Here is a 17,822-nt window from a genome sequence, read left to right as displayed (position 1 = left end):
CTGGATGAATATACACTGTCAAAGTGCCGGGTGCAGCCTTACATGAAAGCTGCGCGGCAAAGCGCCGCATATACCCTCTCTATCGATGGGACTGGTAGAATCGCCGCCGGTTCACACGAGGTTTTTCCATGCACGATCCCCACAGCGAACGCATGAGTAGCGGCGAGACCCGAGCAGCAAGCGGTCTGGCCCTGGTGTTCGCCTTCCGTATGCTAGGCATGTTTATGGTGTTGCCGGTGCTGGCGACCTATGGAATGGATCTCGCAGGCGCGACCCCCGCCCTGATCGGCCTGGCCATTGGCGCCTATGGCCTGACCCAGGCACTTTTTCAGATTCCGTTCGGGATCATTTCCGATCGTATCGGCCGGCGGCCGGTGATTTACCTGGGGCTGATCGTGTTCGCCCTCGGCAGTGTGCTCGCGGCTCAGTCAGACTCGATCTGGGGCGTGATTGCCGGGCGCGTCCTGCAAGGCGCCGGCGCGATTTCCGCCGCCGTCATGGCCCTGCTCTCGGACCTGACCCGCGAACAACACCGTACCAAGGCCATGGCCATGATCGGCATGACCATCGGCCTGTCGTTCGCAGTGGCCATGGTCGTCGGCCCGTTGCTGACACGTGCCTTTGGTTTGCACGGGCTGTTCCTTGCCACCGGCGGTATGGCGCTGTTCGGGATCGTGATCGTAGCGTTTATGGTGCCGCGCTCCACCGGCACGCTGCAGCACCGCGAATCCGGCGTCGCACGCAAGGCGTTACTGCCGACGCTCAAGCACCCGGACCTGCTGCGCCTGGATTTAGGTATCTTCGTATTGCACGCGATGCTGATGTGCAGCTTCGTCGCGCTGCCCCTGGCACTGGTCGAAAAAGCCGGCCTGCCCAAGGAACAGCACTGGTGGGTCTACCTGACCGCGCTGTTGATCTCGTTCTTCGCCATGATCCCGTTCATCATCTACGGCGAGAAGAAACGCAAAATGAAACGAGTTCTCCTGGGTGCCGTCGCGACATTGATGCTCACTGAGCTATTCTTCTGGGAGTACGGCGACAGCCTGCGGGCGCTGGTAATCGGTACGGTGGTGTTCTTCACCGCGTTCAACCTGCTCGAGGCTTCGTTGCCTTCGCTGATCAGTAAAGTTTCACCGGCCGGTGGCAAGGGCACGGCGATGGGGGTGTATTCCACCAGCCAGTTCCTCGGTTCGGCGCTGGGCGGCATCATGGGTGGCTGGATGTTCCAGCATGGCGGTTTGTCGGTTGTGTTCCTCGGATGCGCCGGGCTGGCTGCACTTTGGCTGGCCTTTGCTGTTACCATGCGCGAACCTCCGTACGTCACAAGCCTGCGCCTGCCGCTGTCGCCCGAAGCAATTCGTGAAGCTGGCCTGGTAGAGCGCCTGAAGGCCGTCGTCGGGGTAACAGATGCAGTGGTGGTCGCTGAAGAGGCGGCCATTTACATCAAATTGGACACCGAATTATTGGATCGCGCGACGCTCGAGCAACTGGTCAACCCAGTGCCGACAGCGCGCCCAGCTTAGGAGAACGTTATGGCCCGTGGGGTTAACAAAGTCATATTGGTCGGTACATGCGGCCAGGATCCCGAAGTTCGCTACTTGCCTAACGGTAATGCCGTGACCAACCTGAGTCTGGCGACCAGCGAACAGTGGACCGACAAGCAGACCGGCCAGAAGGTCGAGAAGACCGAATGGCACCGCGTGTCGATGTTCGGCAAGGTGGCAGAGATCGCCGGTGAATACCTGCGCAAAGGTTCGCAGGTCTACATCGAAGGCAAACTGCAAACCCGCGAGTGGGAAAAAGACGGCATCAAGCGTTACACCACCGAAATCGTGGTCGACATGCAAGGCACCATGCAACTGCTGGGCGGCCGTCCACAGCAGGGCGAGCAACAAGGCGGGGGCAATAACTACCAGCAGTCCGCTCCGGCCCCACGCCAGCAGGCTCCGCGCCCGCAGCAGTCGGCACCGCAACAATCGCGTCAGGCGCCGCCTCCACAACAGGCCGCTCCACAGCCTGCTCCGGATTTCGACAGCTTTGATGACGATATCCCGTTCTAAGGTCTCAGACCCGGAACGCGCAAAACCCCCGATGGCCACGCCTCGGGGGTTTTTTATTACCCATGATCAAGCCTCCCTCGCAGCCGCTGTCACCACCATCTCCTTGAACCGCTGCAAAACCGCCGAGCCGTCACCGATGCGCGTCGCCAAATGCAACGGCGCTACCAGGCTCTGGCACTCCGTGAGCTCGCGATAAACAATGCCGTCGCCGCGCAACCGTTGCATCGACGCCGGTACGATGGACACGCCAAGGCCCGCCGCCACCAGGCTCAGCGTCGCGGTCATGCGCGGTGCCTCCTGGACCACCTGCGGGCTGAACCCGGCTTCACGGCAGGCCACCAGAATCGCGTCATACAAACCCAGCCCTACGCGGCGGCGGTAAAGCACAAACGCTTCGGTCGCCAGGGCGGCCAAGGGCAGGGGTGATTGAGCGTCGAGTGCCAGCGGATGATCAGTCGGCAGCGCCAGCAACATGGGTTCCACCAGAATCGGTTCGTCCTGCAGCGACTGGGTGCCACTGAGCGGTGAGCGGATGAACGCAGCATCGAGCTTTTCATGTACCAGCGCGTCCAACAACTCACCGGTGCCCGCTTCTTCCAGCACCACCGAGACGCCGACAAAGGTTTCGCGAAACAGCCGCAACACACTGGGGACAAACGGGTGCAATGCCGCCGAGCTGGTAAACCCAATAGCCAGCCGGCCCCGTTCACCCCGAGCGGCGCGACGAACCACATCGGCTACACCGTCGGCACGCGCCAGGAGTGCTCGCGCTTCATCCAGCAACGCCAATCCGGCCGTGGTAGGGCGCACACCTCTGGGCAAACGCTCCATCAATACAACGCCGAGTTCGGCTTCCAGGCTTTGCAGCATGCGCGTCAGCGGGGGTTGTTGCATCCCCAGACGTTCCGCGGCGCGGGTGATATAGCCTTCCTCGGCAATCGCCACGAAGGCTTTAAGCTGGCGAAGTTCCAACATAGGGATACTTTCAAGGTATGGGAAGTCGCCAATCCTGGCATTTGTTCTCATGGCTCACAAGATTTAGGCTGTCGCCAACCTCAAAAAGAAGGAATGCCGCGATGACCTGGTCAGCCAAGCAGTACACGATGTTTGAACAACAACGTACCCGTCCGGTCCGTGACCTGGTCGCGGCTATTCCCACTGCCGACGTGCGCACCGCCGTCGACCTGGGCTGCGGCCCTGGCAATTCCACCGAAGTATTGGCCGAGCGCTTTCCAAAGGCACACGTCACCGGCATGGACAGTTCCGACGATATGCTGGTTGATGCCCGCAAACGGCTGCCGGCACTGAACTTCGAATTGGCAGATATCGGCGCCTGGAACCCGGGGCAGACATTCGACGTGATTCTGGCCAACGCTTCCCTGCAATGGCTGCCGAACCACGCCACGCTCTATCCACACCTGGTCAACCAACTGACGCTTGGCGGCACGCTGGCCGTGCAGACCCCGGATAACCTCGACGAGCCCGCCCACCGACTTGCTCGAGAAGTGGCGGCCGAGGGGCCATGGTCTGCAAAGATCGGCGCGGTTAAACACAATGAGCGGCACACCGCGAGCTACTACTACGAGCTGCTGAGCAAACATTGCAGCACTGTCGACGTGTGGCGCACCACTTACCAGCACCCGCTGGCGGATCACGCGGCCGTGGTGGAGTGGTTCAAGGCTTCGGCATTACGGCCTTTTCTTGCGCCATTGGCCGAGAGCGAAAAAACCGCGTTCCTGCAGGACTACCAGGCGCGGATTACCCAGGCCTACCCAGCCCTGGCCGATGGCACCGTGTTACTGCCATTCCCGCGCCTGTTCATCATCGCGACTCGCTGAAACCCGGCAAACAAGCGGTGGTCACACAGCCGCCGCTTGGCTCTCCAGATACTCATCCGTCGAGAGCACGCTCGCGTAGGCAAAGCCCAGCGACGCCATAAAAGCCCCGTGCACTTGCGCTGCCGGAATTACCTGCCCGTTGAATTCCTGATCCCGCGTAGCGCACGCGTCGTGAATCAACGTGACCTTGTAGCCCAGGTCCGCCGCTGCGCGCACTACGCCGTCGATGCACATATGGCTCATGCTCCCGACCACCACCACTTCGGTGATGGCGCGTTGTTCCAGCACGGCCTGTAGATCAGTCCCGCGAAACGCATTCACGAAGTGTTTAAGCACCACAGGCTCGTTACCCTCATTCAGCACCTTGGCATGCAGGTGCGCGCCTTCGGAACCCGGCGTGAAGAAAGGTGCGTCCTCGGAAGTGAACTCATGGCGTACATGAATCACTGCATTCCCCGCCTGACGAAACGCCTGCAGCACCTGCGCAGCCTTGTCCGCCGCGGCTTCTACGCCGTCGAGCGGCCACTTGCCCTGGGGGAAGTAGTCGTTTTGTATGTCGATGAGGATGAGCGCTTGCTTGGCCATAAGGGGTTCTCGTGATGGGTGGACAGGCCCAGTATCTTAGCTGGCGCCGGGAAAGAGGAGCGGCTGAGTCGTGCAGAACGCCGCATGTTTAGCGCGACGTCGTGCAGAATCAGGCAGGCCTACTGCCATTACTTTTTCAGTAACTGATTGATTTAACAACCATCCTGTTCTGCCTTGCCTTGGCTTGATCCCTGCAACCCTCTCTGCACACACATGGCAGGATGGCCAAGGAGGACGCATGACCCCGACTCAACGGAAAAAAACGGTGGTCGCTCACTCCACGAGAGCAGGTGCGCCGCAGCATGAAGTCGACACCAACCGCGCCCTGGCGCGTTGGCTGGCGCAGATACTCGGCCTTAAATTCGGCGGCAGCTATGACCCACACCTCCATGGCGGCCGTGACCTGTATCTGTTGCCCACGCAAACCCTGATCGGCTCGGCCCAAGCGCTCCAGCTCAACGTTAAAGGGTCGCAAGACCTGTGGGGCGGCTATGTCGATCACGATTTCATCTGCACCAAAGCCATTACTCATGGCCTGTTAAGCCCGGATGCCACGGCGCCCGAGGGTTGGTCGCCATTGTTCGGCGAGCGCGTGCGCAACGTCGTGCTTGATGGCTTCAGCGTTTTTGCGCTGCCCGATGCGCTGCCCGCTGCCAGGCGCTTGCTCAGCAGTGGGCCGATCCGCCTGAAGCCCGTGCATGCCTGCGCCGGGCGCGGCCAGGAAGTTATCCACAGTCTCGACGCATTCGAGGCCCTGCTGGCGCGGCCCGAATCGGCGCAACTGTTCTGTGAGGGCGTGGTGCTGGAGCAAGACCTGCACGACGTGGTCACTCATAGCGTGGGCCAAAGTTTTATCGGCGATCACGTGTTCAGCTACTGCGGCGAGCAATACCTCACTCAGGACGGGCAGGGCGAAGACGTCTACGGCGGCTCCGACTTACTGGTGGTTCCCGGTGCTTACGACGACTTGCTAAAGCTCGACCTGCCCGACGGCGTGCGCGAGGCCATCGAACAGGCCCGGATTTTCGACAGCGCCGCCGACGAGGCCTACCCTGGTTTCTACGCGTCGCGACGCAACTACGACATTGCCCAAGGCCTGGACAGTGAAGGCCAACGCTGCAGCGGCGTGCTTGAACAATCCTGGCGCATGGGCGGGGCCAGCAGCGCGGAGGTCGCGGCGCTGCAAAGCTTCATCAATAACCCCGGCCTGCGGGCGATTCGTGTTTCATCGGTGGAAACCTACGTGGACCAAGCGTTGCCAGCGGATGCCATTGAGGTGTACCGCGGCCCGGCCGAAAACAGCGACTTTCTTCTCAAGTATGTGACGGTTAAATCTTATGACGGCTAGAAGCGAAAGCATTGCGATCGATATCGACGACGAACAGATGAGCGGCACATTCCTGACCCCAAAATCGAAGGTGCCAGGCGTGCTGTTTGTGCACGGCTGGGGCGGCAGCCAGGAGCGCGATCTTGCGCGGGCCAAAGGCATCGCCGGTTTGGGGTGTGTGTGTCTCACGTTCGACCTGCGCGGCCATGCGGGCACCGGTATTCCGTTGTCCCGCGTCACTCGCGAAGACAACCTGCGCGACCTGTTGGCTGCGTACGACCGGTTGCTGTCACACCCGGCCATCGACACCTCGGCTGTGGCGGTGGTGGGCACCAGTTATGGTGGCTATCTGGCGGCGATTCTTACCTCATTGCGCCCGGTGCGTTGGCTGGCGCTGCGGGTGCCGGCGCTTTACCGTGACCAGGAATGGCTCAAGCCCAAGCGCGAATTGGATAAAGCCGACCTGATGGACTACCGCAGCACACGGGTGCAGGCCGAAACCAACCGCGCCCTGCATGCCTGTGCGCAATTCACCGGCGATGTGCTGATTGTCGAATCGCAAACCGATGACCATGTGCCTCACGCCACCATCATGAGCTATCGCGCGGCATGCCAGCAGACCCACTCCTTGACCCACCGTATCATCGACGGCGCAGACCATTCACTCAGCGATCCGGTGTCGCAGCAGGCCTACACCTCGATCCTGGTCGACTGGATTACCGAGATGGTCGTGGGCGAGCGGTTGAGCATCATCCAATCCCAATAACGGCGGCGCTTTGGGGTAATGCCAGTCAGTTAAGCGTCGCTCCCACATTGGATCTTCGCTGCTTTGAGCATTTCGTTCGCTTAACTGACTGGCATTAGGCGCTTTGGGGCGCCTTCAACACCTTCAAGCAGGTGCTTTCTTCACCCGCAACGCTTTGGCTTTGGCTTCGACCGCGAGGTACATCACCAGCGCAATCAGCAGCGGCAAAATAAAGTAGATCGCCCGGTAGGCAATCAACCCCGCAAGCAAACTGCCGCGCGACGCTTCATGCTGCATCAGCGCGATAAACACGGCCTCCAGCACTCCAAGCCCGGCCGGGATATGGGTGATGACACCGGCAATCGCGCTGATCAGCAGTACCCCCAACACCAGCGGATAATCCAACTTGGCCGGCAACAAGGTAAAGATCACCGCCGCCATCAATGACCAATTCAACGCGCCCAACGCCAACTGCAAACATGCCATGCGCAGCGAGGGCAAATTGATCTCGATGCCTTTGATCGACCACGCACGTTTTTTCGAAAATCGGCAGGCTGCCAGATACCCGAGACTGGCCAGCACCAGCAACACACCAATGCCCTGCAAAGCGCTGGTGCTGACTTTCCAGCCCGGCGGCATCGTCACCCAGCCGCTGCTGAACACCACGCCGGCCAATGCCATGTAACCAAACCAATTGGTCGCCAGGCTCAGCCCAAGAATCTTCGCGATATTACCGGTGCTCACCCCGAGCCGTGAGTACAGCCGATAACGCATGGCGATCCCGCCGACCCACGCGCTCAGGTTGAGGTTGAACGCATAGCTGATGATCCCCACCGGCAAGATCTGCTTCCAGCGCAATGGCTGGCGAATGTAGGTGCGACCGATCAGGTCGAAGCTGGCGTAGACGAGGAAACTGCACAAGGTCAGCCCACCGGCCATCAACAACGTGTGCAGCTTGAAGTCGCCCAGCGTCTGCATCACTTCGCTCCAGTCGATGCGCCGCGCCAGCAGGGTGAACAGCACGATCAGCAGCAGGAAGAAAGCGATGGTCAGCGGCTTCTTCCAGCGTTTGAATCGCGAGCTGCCGGTGTCAGCGTTCACGGGCCTGACTCTGGAAGGGTTTCAAGCGGGGTTTATGCGCCGGTAGCCAGCCCGTCAGTACAGGGAAATGGCGCATCACATGAAATACCAGGAAGCCTACGGTCAATCGCCACAGCCACAGCCGTGGCTTGCGGTTTTCCGGCATGGTCCGGCAATGGTCTTTGGCGAGTATTTCCAAACGTTCATACAGCTGCTGGTTGAAGGCGCGGTCGCGAATCAGCACGTTGGCTTCCAGGTTCAGCGACAGGCTCAACGGGTCCAGGTTGCTTGAGCCCACGGTGCTCCAATGGTCATCCACCAGCGCGACTTTGCCATGCAGCGGCCGTTGGCAATACTCGTGAATCACCACGCCATCCTTGAGCAGATAGTCGTAGAGCATGCGCGCCGCCAGCTTGGCCAGCAGCACATCAGGTTGGCCCTGCATGATCAGTTGCACCTGCACACCACGGCGCGCGGCGTTGCGAATTTCGCGCAGCAGCCGGTAGCCGGGAAAGAAGTAGGCGTTGGCGATCACCACGCGTTGTCGGGCCTTGCTCAGCGCGTGGATATACGCCTCTTCGATGTCGTCGCGGTGCTGCACGTTGTCGCGGTAGATCAGGCGCACCAGGCCGTCGTCGTTAGCGGTTGTCCACAGCGCGGGCCGTTGCTGGCGCCGGCGCCAGCCTCGCCGCGTGCGCACCTGGCGACCACTTTGTGCAAGGGCGAAATGGTGCAGGTCGGCCACCGCAGGGCCGGTCAATTGCAGCGCATAATCCTGCTTGGCCTCGGGGCCAAAATCCCCGAGGTGGTCGGCAGAAAAGTTGATCCCGCCGATAAACGCCACGGCGGCGTCCACCACCACAATCTTGCGATGCAGGCGGCGAAACCAGTTGGTGCGAAGCCCCAACCTCTTCGGCGCCGGGTCGAACATCTGCACCTCCACACCCGCCTCAGCCAGCTCGCCGAGAAATGCCGGGCTCAGTTCGCCGCAGCCAAAACCATCGAGGCTGGCCACCACCTTCACGCCACGTTGCGCGGCCTCTATCAGAATGCCTTGCAACTCATGGCCGACCTTGTCTTCAAACAGAATAAAGGTCTCCAGCAGAATCTCCCGTTGTGCCTTGCGCATGGCGTCGAAGACTGTCGGAAAGTACGCCTCGCCGTTCTCCAGCAGCTCGACCCGGTTGTCGCTCTGCCAGCCGTAATCGAGATCACGCGCTTTCGCTTCATCCGGCGGCTGGTCGGTGGCGATGTGTTCTACCGCGACGTTCATAACTCGATCTCCACTGACAACGGCACATGGTCTGACAGATGGGACCACGGCCGGGTCGTCAGCACCTTGGGGTTATGGATGTTCACATTGCGCACATAGATGCGATCCAGCGGCAGCAACGGCAGGCGTGCCGGGAAGGTTCGGGCGAGCTTGCCGTGGGCTTCGACGAACACTTCCTTGAGGCCGCTCTGGCTCAGGTCAACCTTCTGGCGCCAGTCGTTGAAATCACCGGCCACGACCAGCGGCGTATCGGCGGGGATCTCGCGGATGCGCTGTTCCAGCAGGCGCAACTGTTGCTGGCGATGCACCTCGCGCAGGCCCAGGTGCATGCAGATCGCATGCACTTCCTGGCCGGTGCCGGGCAAGCGCAGCACACAATGCAGCAGGCCACGGTTTTCGTGGCCGCTTTGCGAAATGTCGAGGTTGTCGTAGCGGATGATCTGGAATTTCGACAGCAGCGCATTGCCATGGTCGCCATGCGGGTAGATCGCGTTGCGACCGTAGGCGAATTGCGGCCAGATGCTGTCGGCGAGGAATTCGTACTGCGGCATGTTCGGCCAGTCACTGTAGTGCTGAGGATGGCGTTCGTGAGTGCCGTGGATTTCCTGCAGGAACACGATATCGGCGCCCACGCTGCGCACGGCTTCACGCAGCTCGGGCAGGATGAAGCGTCGATTCAATGCGGTGAAGCCCTTGTGGATATTGACCGTCAGCACCGTGAAGCGCGTGATGGCGACGCTGGGGGTAATGGGCACCCAGTCGGGAATCGCAGCCATGATTGCTCCTGTGAAAGAGTGGGGGCCTGGTCCCCGTTTAAGGCTGACTGCGATGTTCCGATGAAAGTTTCCACCTTCCTACGGACGGCACGCTCGAGACACGGCGGATCAGTGGCCAGTCATTACGCGGGTCGAGGGCTCGGCATACACCGGTCCCCGTCGGTCAAGGCGACCGCTCCAGGCGGTCAGCGCCAGGGCGACCAACACCACCAGGCCGCCGATCCATGCGGTATGGATCAACCCCATATGCGCCACAATCAGGCCTCCGGCCCACGCGCCCCCGGCGATTCCCAGGTTAAACGCGGCGATGTTCAAGCCCGAGGCCACATCCACCGCCTGCGGCGTGTGATGTTCGGCCTGGCGCACCACGTACACCTGCAGGCCCGGCACATTGCCGAATGCAACCGCGCCCCACACCAATACGGTGGCCAGCGCCAGCCATGGGTTGCTGGCGGTCAGGGTCAGGATGAGCAACACCGCCGCGAGCAGCGCAAAGATGATTTTCAACGCGCTGATGGGGCCGCGTTTATCCGCCAGTTTGCCGCCCCAGATATTCCCGGCAGCCACCGAGATGCCATACACCAGCAATACCAGGCTCACGGTGCCGGCGCTGAAGCCTGCGATGTCCTGGAGGATGGGGGCCAGGAAGGTAAACGCGATAAACGAACCGCCGTAGCCGATGGCGGTCATGGCATACACCAGCAGTAAGCGCGGCTGCTTGAGCACTTGCAGTTGTTGCAGCAGGGACGCGGGTTTGCTGTGGGCGATGGTGTTTGGCACGTAGATCAGGCTGCCGATAAACGCGATCACACCCAGCGCCGAGACGGCGAGGAAGGTTTCACGCCAGCCGAAGTGCTGGCCGATAAACGTGCCCAGCGGCACGCCGGTGACCAGCGCGACGGTCAAGCCGGTAAACATGATCGCGATCGCACTGGCGGCTTTTTCCTTCGGCACCAGGCTGGTGGCGATGGTCGAGCCGATCGAGAAAAACACCCCGTGTGCCAGGCCGGTGACGATCCGCGCCAGTACCAGCGATTCATAGCTGGGTGCCTGCCAGGCCAGCAGGTTGCCGAGGGTGAACAGCACCATCAACGACAGCAGCAGTAACTTACGTGGCACCTTGCCGGTGAGGGCGGTGAGCACCGGCGCGCCGATGGCCACGCCCAAGGCATAGAGGCTGACCAACAGGCCGGCGGACGGCAGGTCAACGCCGAGGTCGGCGCCGATTGTGGGTAACAGGCCAACGATGACGAACTCGGTCGTCCCGATGGCAAAAGCGCTGAGGGTCAGCGCGAGCAACGCAATAGGCATGGCTGCAACTCCGGTGGGTGTAAATCAGGAGCGCAGTGTCTGGGTTTGGCTTAGGCGGAAAAAGACAGCGATCGGCATTTGATATTTGCCCTGGGCGCAAAGGTGCCGAACGGGGGGAACGATCAAGGCTCAAACCCGTCAGTTCCTTACAGACCCTGCAGATGGAGCCCGGTGTTTTGCTGAATCTAAAAACTGCATTACTGTTTGGCGCGCTGCTGTTCCTGGGCAATGGCGCGTTGCAAGCCGCAACACCGGCGCCTGCCGCCGCACCGGCCAGCGCCGCAGCCCCGGCCAAGCCCGAGCTGTTGGTGGAAGGCGGCCTGCTGGGGGCCATCAGCACCAGCATTGACGACGTGCAGGACAAACTCGACCTCAATCAGAACCTCATTGACGCCTGGCGCTTGCGCGCCGACCGTGCGGCGGATGAAGTGGGGCGCCTGGTCGACCAGACCGCCGAACGTTCGCCGTGGAGCGTGGCAGGGGATTTCCTGTTGCTGTCCGGCGTGTGGGTGGGGGCCTTTGCGGTGTTGACGCTGCTGGGGCGCTTCATCGTGCTGCGCTTGAGTCGGCGGCGTTTCGTCGAGCGGCGCGCGCGTCTGCAAGCGGTGCTTGGGTATGTGCTGCCGTATACGATCCCGGCGCTGATCTGCCTGCCGCTGACCCTCTACGTCAGTCACTTCTTACCCACGTCAGTGGGGCGCGCGCTGGCGCTGTGTTTCGCCTACGCCACCAGCAGCGGCATCTTTTCCACCTCGATGCTGTTGTGCGTCATCGTCATGTTCAACCTCGGCCACAAGCGGCCTGCGGTGCAGATCATTCGCGACTACTGTCCCAAACCCCTGTTCCTGATCGGCTTTCTCGCCGCCCTCAGCGACGCGTTGATCAGCCCGCAAATCGCCCGCCAGCTCGGCGGCAATGTCACCAGCAGTATCGCGGTCTTTACCGGCCTGTTTGCAACGGTGATTTTCGGCGTGCTGGTGGTGCGTCTGCGTCGCCCGGTCGCGCATTTGATCCGCAACCGGCCGTTGGCCCAGCGCCTCAAACACCCGGCGTTGCAGCAATCGCTGCGGGTGTTTTCCGGGCTGTGGTACTGGCCGATTCTGTTGATGGTGCTGGTCTCGGCAATCAACCTGATCGGCGCTGGCGACGACAACCAAAAGGCCCTGCGTTGCGCGCTGTTCACCACGATTCTGCTGATCGGCACGGTGTTCCTCAGTACGGTTTTACAGCACCTGTTCAAGTCCCGCAGCCAGGTGGCGATCCAGCGCAGCAGTGCCTACAAGGAGCGCTTTCTCAGCCTGTTACACGCGATCCTGCGTATTGCGATGGCCATCGCCTTTATCGAACTACTCGGGCGCATCTGGGGCGTGTCGCTGTTCGAATTTGCCCAGCGCAACGCGGTGGGTCGGGCGATCAGCGATTCGCTCAGCAGTATCGGCCTGATCCTGCTGATGACGTGGCTGTTCTGGGTGGTACTCGACACCGCCATCCAGGAGGCGCTCAAGCCACCGGTGAACAAACGCTCCAGCCGCCAGCCGAGCACACGGGTCAAAACCATCCTGCCGCTGCTGCGTAATGCAGTGAAAATTGTGCTGGTGGTGATTTGCGCGATCACCACGATGGCCAACCTCGGCATCAACGTTGCGCCGCTGCTGGCCGGTGCCGGCGTGGTCGGCCTGGCCATCGGCTTCGGCTCCCAGCAACTGGTGCAGGACGTCATCACCGGCCTGTTCATCATCATCGAAGATACGTTGTCCATCGGCGACTGGGTGGTGCTCGACTCCGGCCACGCCGGCACCGTCGAAGGCCTGACCATCCGCACCCTGCGCCTGCGCGACGGCAAGGGGTTCGTGCATTCGGTGCCGTTCGGGCAGATCAAGGCCGTCACCAACCAGTCGCGGCAATTTGCCTATGCGTTCTTCTCGGTGCAGTTCACCTATGACACCGATGTGGACAAAGCCGTGGAACTGATCCGCGAGACCGGGCAATCGATTAGCGATGACGTGTTCCTCAAGTACAACCTGCAAGGGCCGCTGGAAGTCTTTGGCGTGGACAAGATGGACCTCAATGGCGTGGTGCTCACGGCGCAATTCCGAACCGTGTCGGGCGGGCAATATGCCGTGAGTCGCGCGTTTAACCAGCGCCTGAAAAAGCGTGTGGATAACTGCGACGAGGTGCACTTCGCGCAAACTTATCCACAGCAGGTGCTGTTGCCCAAGCGCACGGCGCGGGTGGATGAACCGGATGAAGAGGTGCCGGCGTCGCTGGTGTTGACGGAGCAGCCGCGTACCCAGTAGTTCTGGGGCGCTTGATCGGGCCTCATCGCGGGCAAGCCCGGCTCCCACACTCGACCGAGTACAGGGTTGGAATACGGTCAAAATGTGGGAGCGGGCTTGCTCGCGAAGAGGCCCTCAAAGCCAACCCACTTCAATGCCTGATCAACTTCTCCTGAATCGCCCGCAGATCCTGCTCCAGCAGAATCTGCTGCTTGCCGCCCACCATCACCGCCGCCGGCACTCCGTCACGGTACACAATCCGATTGCCGCTCACCGCCGGCACCTTGCTCCCTGGCAGCAGCGTGCCCACCAGGTTCAGCGGATCAGCCCCGCACACGGCAATCAAACTGCCGTCATGCGGCCTGCGCCGTACTTCGCGCAACAACGGGATCGCTTCCGGCAGCGCAAACTGCTCGCCCGCCAACCCGCTGACAAACCGCCCGCCACGAATCTCGCCGCGTGCCTCCAGCCGATGGAAGGTGCGCAGTAGTTCGCGCCAGCTCGGCAGCCAATCCGCCTCGCGCTCCAGCAGCCGCCAGAACACCACGCCATAGCGGCGCAGCAAGGTCATCGCCACGTGCTCCAGCGTCTCAGTCGAGTGCGGCCCGGCGGCGCTGGGCGAGCGGCGCACCAAGGCCCAGCGCCCGGCGTCGTCCATGCCGCCGACAAACGCCCCGCGCCCGCGCCGACTGCTGCGCGCCAGGCGCTTGCTGGCGGGGGTGGTCAGGGCGCGCAGGCCGGCGAAGCTGTCGGCATTCACCAGCCCCGCGCCCACCAGTTCTTGTAGTGCGATCTCCAGTTCGCTGCGCAGCAGGTGGGCCTCGTGCACCAGCTCATCGAAAAACAGCGCGCCGTGCTCGCGCAGGGCCAAGTGGACTTTCTGCGCCTTGGGCGACAACGTGGTGCTGTCGGTGAGTTCGGTCAGCCCGCTCCACAGCGGCACTTGGCTGCGGGGCAGCAGCACCACGGGCGTACTGCGCAGCGCAATCGCGCTGGTCTTGTTGCTCAAGCGCGTCCACACCAGCTTGCCGCTGCGGCACAGCTCGTCGAGCCAGGTGGGGGTGTAATGCTTGAGTCGTGCGCTGAGCAAGTCACTGTCCCAGGCCGACGTGGCAGCGGCGTAGCCTTCGAACTGGCCGACAATCTGCGGCAGCATCGCGCTGCCCTGGCCGCGCGTGCCCTCTGACAAATGCTGCCAATCGAACAGAAAACGCATGAAGTCCTGCAATGCCACCGGCTCGATTTCCCGGCGCAGGCGCTTGACCGTGTAGCGATGAATACGTGCGAGCAGATGCCGCTCACACCATTGCTCATCACGGGCGCCCGGGCTGAAGCGGCCGCGCAGCACGTAGCCTTCCTGTTCCAGGCGCGCCAGTGCCTGCGTGACGTCTGCCACCGGCAGGGCCAGCGGCGCTGCAATCTCGATCAGGCTCAGCGGGCCAAACCCGCCAAGGCGTGCACGCAGCACTTCCGCCAGCGCATCCTCAACGGTCCAGGGTTCATCGAAGCCCGGCAGCAACGGCAAGTTGTTGGGATAAATCGCCTGCACACAACTCAAGCGCTCCACGGCTACCCAGAGGCCATTATTCAGTTGATAGGCGCGCCCGCCCTTGGCCAAGGCGTGCAGCCACTCGGCCCACTGCGGCGTGATCTCATCAATGGCGATGCACGCCAGGCTCATCAACGCCTCATGCATTTCGTCCAGCCCATTGGGTGCCGGCCACGCCTCCTCGCGCACGCCGGCGATGGCCTCGGCATCCAGCGCGCCGAGGTCGTCGGTGCTTTGCGGGTCGCTCCAGCGCCGGTTGAGCACCGCCTGGGTGCGGCGTTCTTCCAGCGGTGCGTCGTCGAGAAAGGTGTAGGGACGCGCGCTGAGGATTTCGGCGGCCATGGGCGAGGGCGCGGGCAGGTCGCGGCTGATCAGGCGCACTTCGCCGCGCTCCATGCGCCGCAACAGGGTCAGCCAACCTTCGCTGTCCATGGCTTCGTGCAGGCAGTCGTCGAGGGTTTGTTCCACCAGAGGGTGTTCGGGTATCTCACGCTCGCCGGCGAGGTTTTCCAGGCAGGCGATCTGGTCGGGAAACACGCTGGCAATCAGGTCTTCGCTCTTCATGCGCTGGATCTGCGGCGCGACCTTGCGCCCGCCGGTATAGCGCGGCAATGCCAGGGCCACACTGGCATTCCAGCGCCAGCGCACACCGAACAGCGGCGCATCCAGCACCGCCTGGGTCAGGATGTGCTCGGCGCTGTTGCTGTTCAGATAGCGCCACACCTCATCCAGCTCGAAACTGTGGCTGGTGGACAGCGACAGCACGATCGCATTCTCACTGGCCGCCGCCTGCAATTCGAAATTGAAGGTGCGGCAAAAACGCTTGCGCAGGGCCAGGCCCCAGGCGCGGTTGAGGCGGCTGCCGAAGGGCGTATGGATGATCAATTGGGTGCCGCCGGAGGCGTCGAAAAAACGCTCCATGATCAACGTGTCCTGGGACGGCAGGGCGCCAAGGGCCAGGCGCGCGCGTGCCAGGTAATCGAGGATTTGTTCGGCGCTGGCGCGGTTCAGGTCGAGGCTGCCAGTGAGCCAGTCGTGGGCGGGTTGCAGGTTGCCGGGTGTGGCGCTGAGCAGCGCGTCCAACTGCCCCTGAAAACGCGCCACGGCCGCCGACAATTCATTGCTGCGACCCGGTGCTTCGCCGAGCCAGAACGGGATAGTCGGCGGTTGGCCATGGGCATCCTCGACGCGTACCTTGCCGGCCTCGACCCGCAAGATCCGGTAGGACGTATTGCCGAGCTGGAAGATATCCCCGGCGATGCTTTCCACCGCGAAGTCTTCGTTGACGCTGCCGATATTCAGGCTCTGAGGTTCAAGCAACACGCTGTAGTCAGCGTTGTCCGGGATGGTGCCGCCGCTGGTCACGGCGGTCAGCCTGGCACCACGGCGGCCGCGCAGGGTGTGGGTCACGGCGTCGCGGTGCAGGTAGGCGCTGCGGATGCCCTGGCGGCCGTTATAGCCGTCGGCAAGCATCTGCAACAGCGCCTGGTAGTGGCGCGGGTCGAGTGTGGCGTAAGGCGCGGCGCGCTGGATCAGCGCCAGTAGCGCCTGCTCCGTCCATTCACGGGCGCTGACTTCGGCGATGATCTGTTGGGCGAGTACGTCCAACGGCGCGACCGGGATGTGCAAGGTATCCAGCTCGCCCCGGCGCACGCAGTCGAGCAGGGCGGCGCATTCGATCAGGTCATCGCGGGTGGTGGCGAACAGGCGCCCTTTGGGCGTGCCGCCGACCTGGTGGCCGGAGCGGCCGACGCGTTGCAAAAAACCGTTGATCGAGCCGGGCGAGCCGATCTGGCAGACGAGGTCGACGTCGCCAATATCAATCCCCAGTTCCAGCGACGCCGTGGCGATCAGCACTTGCAGCTCGCCGGCCTTGAGCCGTTGCTCGGCGTCCAGGCGCATTTCCTTGGCCAGGCTGCCATGGTGGGCGGCGACGGAGGTCTTGCCCAGGCGCTCGCTCAAGTGCCGGGCCAGGCGTTCGGCCAGGCGCCGGGTGTTGACGAAGACCAGCGTGGTGCGGTGTTCGCGGGCCAACGCGGCGAGGCGATCGTAGACCAATTCCCACACGTCATTGGCCATCACCGCCGACAGCGGCACCGGCGGCACTTCAATATCCAGGTCGCGGGGGCGGGCGTGGCCGATATCGACGACGGCGCATTCACGGCCAGTGCCGACCAAAAAGCGCGACACCGCCTCGATAGGCTTTTGCGTGGCCGACAGGCCTACACGGGTCAGCGGCTCGGCGCACAAGCCTTGCAGGCGTTCCAGGCTCAGGGCCAGGGCCAGGTGGCTGCCGCGTTTGCCGGCGGCGATGGCGTGGATTTCGTCGATGATTACCGTGCGTGTGCTGGCCAGCATCTGCCGGCCGGAGTCCGAGCCGAGCAGCACATAGAGCGATTCCGGGGTGGTGACCAGGATATGCGGCGGCCGTTTGCGCATCAGCGCGCGGTCTTTTTGCGGGGTGTCGCCGGTGCGCACGGCGGTGCGGATCGCAAGCGGCGGCAAGCCCATGGCCTGCAACTGCTCGGTGATACCGGTTAGCGGGTTTTGCAGGTTGATCTGGATATCGTTGGACAGCGCCTTGAGCGGCGATACATACACCACCAACGTCTCATCCGGCAGTTGCCCGCCGTTGGCCAGGCCTTGATGGACCAGGTCATCCAGCACAGCCAGGAACGCCGTCAGGGTTTTACCGGAGCCGGTGGGCGCGGCGATCAGTGTCGAGCGGCGCTGGCGGATCAGCGGCCAAGCCTGGGCCTGGGCGCGGGTCACCGAGGGGAACGTGCTGCGGAACCAGGCGCTGACGGCGGGGTGGAAACCGTCCAAGACCGTGTCCGTTGATTCGGGAAGGCTCATTCACAATTTATGCGGCCGGCCGGTGCAACTTGCAACCCCGCACTTTATAAGTGACGGTTGCGCTACAAACCCGCAAAATGCAACGATTCTGGCAAACACCCACGGTATGGCTCACAAGGCCGCCGACAATAACCATCGTTCCAAAC

The 17,822-nt window shown here is 62.4% G+C and carries 13 protein-coding genes; 6 read left to right on the top strand and 7 right to left on the bottom strand.

The window, feature by feature from the left end; genetic code table 11:
* Positions 1-128: 128 nt before the first annotated feature.
* Complete coding sequence (locus A7J50_RS26090) at positions 129-1,523, top strand: MFS transporter (RefSeq protein WP_064454352.1); 1,395 nt, start codon at positions 129-131, stop codon at positions 1,521-1,523.
* Between the two features lie 9 nt (positions 1,524-1,532).
* Entirely contained in the window at positions 1,533-2,060 is a 528-nt protein-coding gene (locus A7J50_RS26085) for a single-stranded DNA-binding protein (RefSeq protein ID WP_049711300.1), read from the top strand.
* Positions 2,061-2,126: 66 nt separating this feature from the next.
* Here the strand turns inward: A7J50_RS26085 and A7J50_RS26080 are convergent, their stop codons facing one another.
* On the bottom strand, positions 2,127-3,035 hold the full coding sequence (locus A7J50_RS26080) for a LysR family transcriptional regulator (protein WP_064454351.1): 909 nt from the start codon (positions 3,033-3,035) through the stop codon (positions 2,127-2,129).
* 101 nt (positions 3,036-3,136) lie between these two features.
* Here A7J50_RS26080 and tam point away from each other — a divergent pair, with 101 nt between their 5' ends.
* The gene (gene tam / locus A7J50_RS26075; RefSeq protein WP_064454350.1) at positions 3,137-3,898 is read left to right on the top strand and encodes a trans-aconitate 2-methyltransferase; all 762 of its coding nucleotides are present in this window, start codon (positions 3,137-3,139) and stop codon (positions 3,896-3,898) included.
* Between the two features lie 21 nt (positions 3,899-3,919).
* On the opposite strand, the gene A7J50_RS26070 is transcribed toward tam, so the two are convergent.
* Positions 3,920-4,483, bottom strand: coding sequence for a cysteine hydrolase family protein (locus A7J50_RS26070; RefSeq protein ID WP_064454349.1), 564 nt, complete (start codon positions 4,481-4,483; stop codon positions 3,920-3,922).
* A 238-nt stretch (positions 4,484-4,721) separates the two neighbouring features.
* On the opposite strand from A7J50_RS26070, the gene A7J50_RS26065 reads away from it, so the two are divergent.
* Both A7J50_RS26065 and A7J50_RS26060 read left to right on the top strand, forming a co-directional pair.
* Entirely contained in the window at positions 4,722-5,831 is a 1,110-nt protein-coding gene (locus A7J50_RS26065) for a DUF3182 family protein (RefSeq protein ID WP_064454348.1), read from the top strand.
* The gene (locus A7J50_RS26060) at positions 5,821-6,576 is read left to right on the top strand and encodes an alpha/beta hydrolase family protein (protein WP_064454347.1); all 756 of its coding nucleotides are present in this window, start codon (positions 5,821-5,823) and stop codon (positions 6,574-6,576) included. Before A7J50_RS26065 ends, A7J50_RS26060 begins: the two co-directional genes overlap by 11 nt.
* A 123-nt stretch (positions 6,577-6,699) precedes the next feature.
* On the opposite strand, the gene A7J50_RS26055 is transcribed toward A7J50_RS26060, so the two are convergent.
* The 4 genes from A7J50_RS26055 to A7J50_RS26040 form a co-directional block, all read right to left on the bottom strand.
* Positions 6,700-7,656 (bottom strand): lysylphosphatidylglycerol synthase domain-containing protein, encoded by a 957-nt coding sequence (locus tag A7J50_RS26055; RefSeq protein WP_064454346.1) that lies wholly within the window; start codon positions 7,654-7,656, stop codon positions 6,700-6,702.
* Positions 7,646-8,908, bottom strand: a complete 1,263-nt coding sequence (gene clsB, locus A7J50_RS26050; protein WP_064454345.1) for a cardiolipin synthase ClsB — start codon at positions 8,906-8,908, stop codon at positions 7,646-7,648. The genes A7J50_RS26055 and clsB overlap by 11 nt, the downstream gene beginning before the upstream one ends.
* Positions 8,905-9,684, bottom strand: a complete 780-nt coding sequence (locus A7J50_RS26045; protein WP_064454344.1) for an endonuclease/exonuclease/phosphatase family protein — start codon at positions 9,682-9,684, stop codon at positions 8,905-8,907. The genes clsB and A7J50_RS26045 overlap by 4 nt, the downstream gene beginning before the upstream one ends.
* Positions 9,685-9,792: 108 nt before the next feature.
* Positions 9,793-10,995, bottom strand: a complete 1,203-nt coding sequence (locus tag A7J50_RS26040; RefSeq protein WP_064454343.1) for an MFS transporter — start codon at positions 10,993-10,995, stop codon at positions 9,793-9,795.
* Positions 10,996-11,171: 176 nt separating this feature from the next.
* Here A7J50_RS26040 and A7J50_RS26035 point away from each other — a divergent pair, with 176 nt between their 5' ends.
* Complete coding sequence (locus tag A7J50_RS26035) at positions 11,172-13,292, top strand: mechanosensitive ion channel family protein (RefSeq protein ID WP_064454342.1); 2,121 nt, start codon at positions 11,172-11,174, stop codon at positions 13,290-13,292.
* A 130-nt stretch (positions 13,293-13,422) separates the two neighbouring features.
* Here A7J50_RS26035 and A7J50_RS26030 read toward each other — a convergent pair whose 3' ends face one another.
* Positions 13,423-17,676 (bottom strand): DEAD/DEAH box helicase, encoded by a 4,254-nt coding sequence (locus tag A7J50_RS26030; RefSeq protein WP_064454341.1) that lies wholly within the window; start codon positions 17,674-17,676, stop codon positions 13,423-13,425.
* Positions 17,677-17,822: the final 146 nt, after the last annotated feature.

Source organism: Pseudomonas antarctica (genome assembly GCF_001647715.1).
Classification (GTDB): Bacteria; Pseudomonadota; Gammaproteobacteria; order Pseudomonadales; family Pseudomonadaceae; genus Aquipseudomonas; species Aquipseudomonas antarctica_A.
Note: the sequence above shows the minus strand (reverse complement) of the source record. Positions and strands in the feature narration are given on the sequence as shown.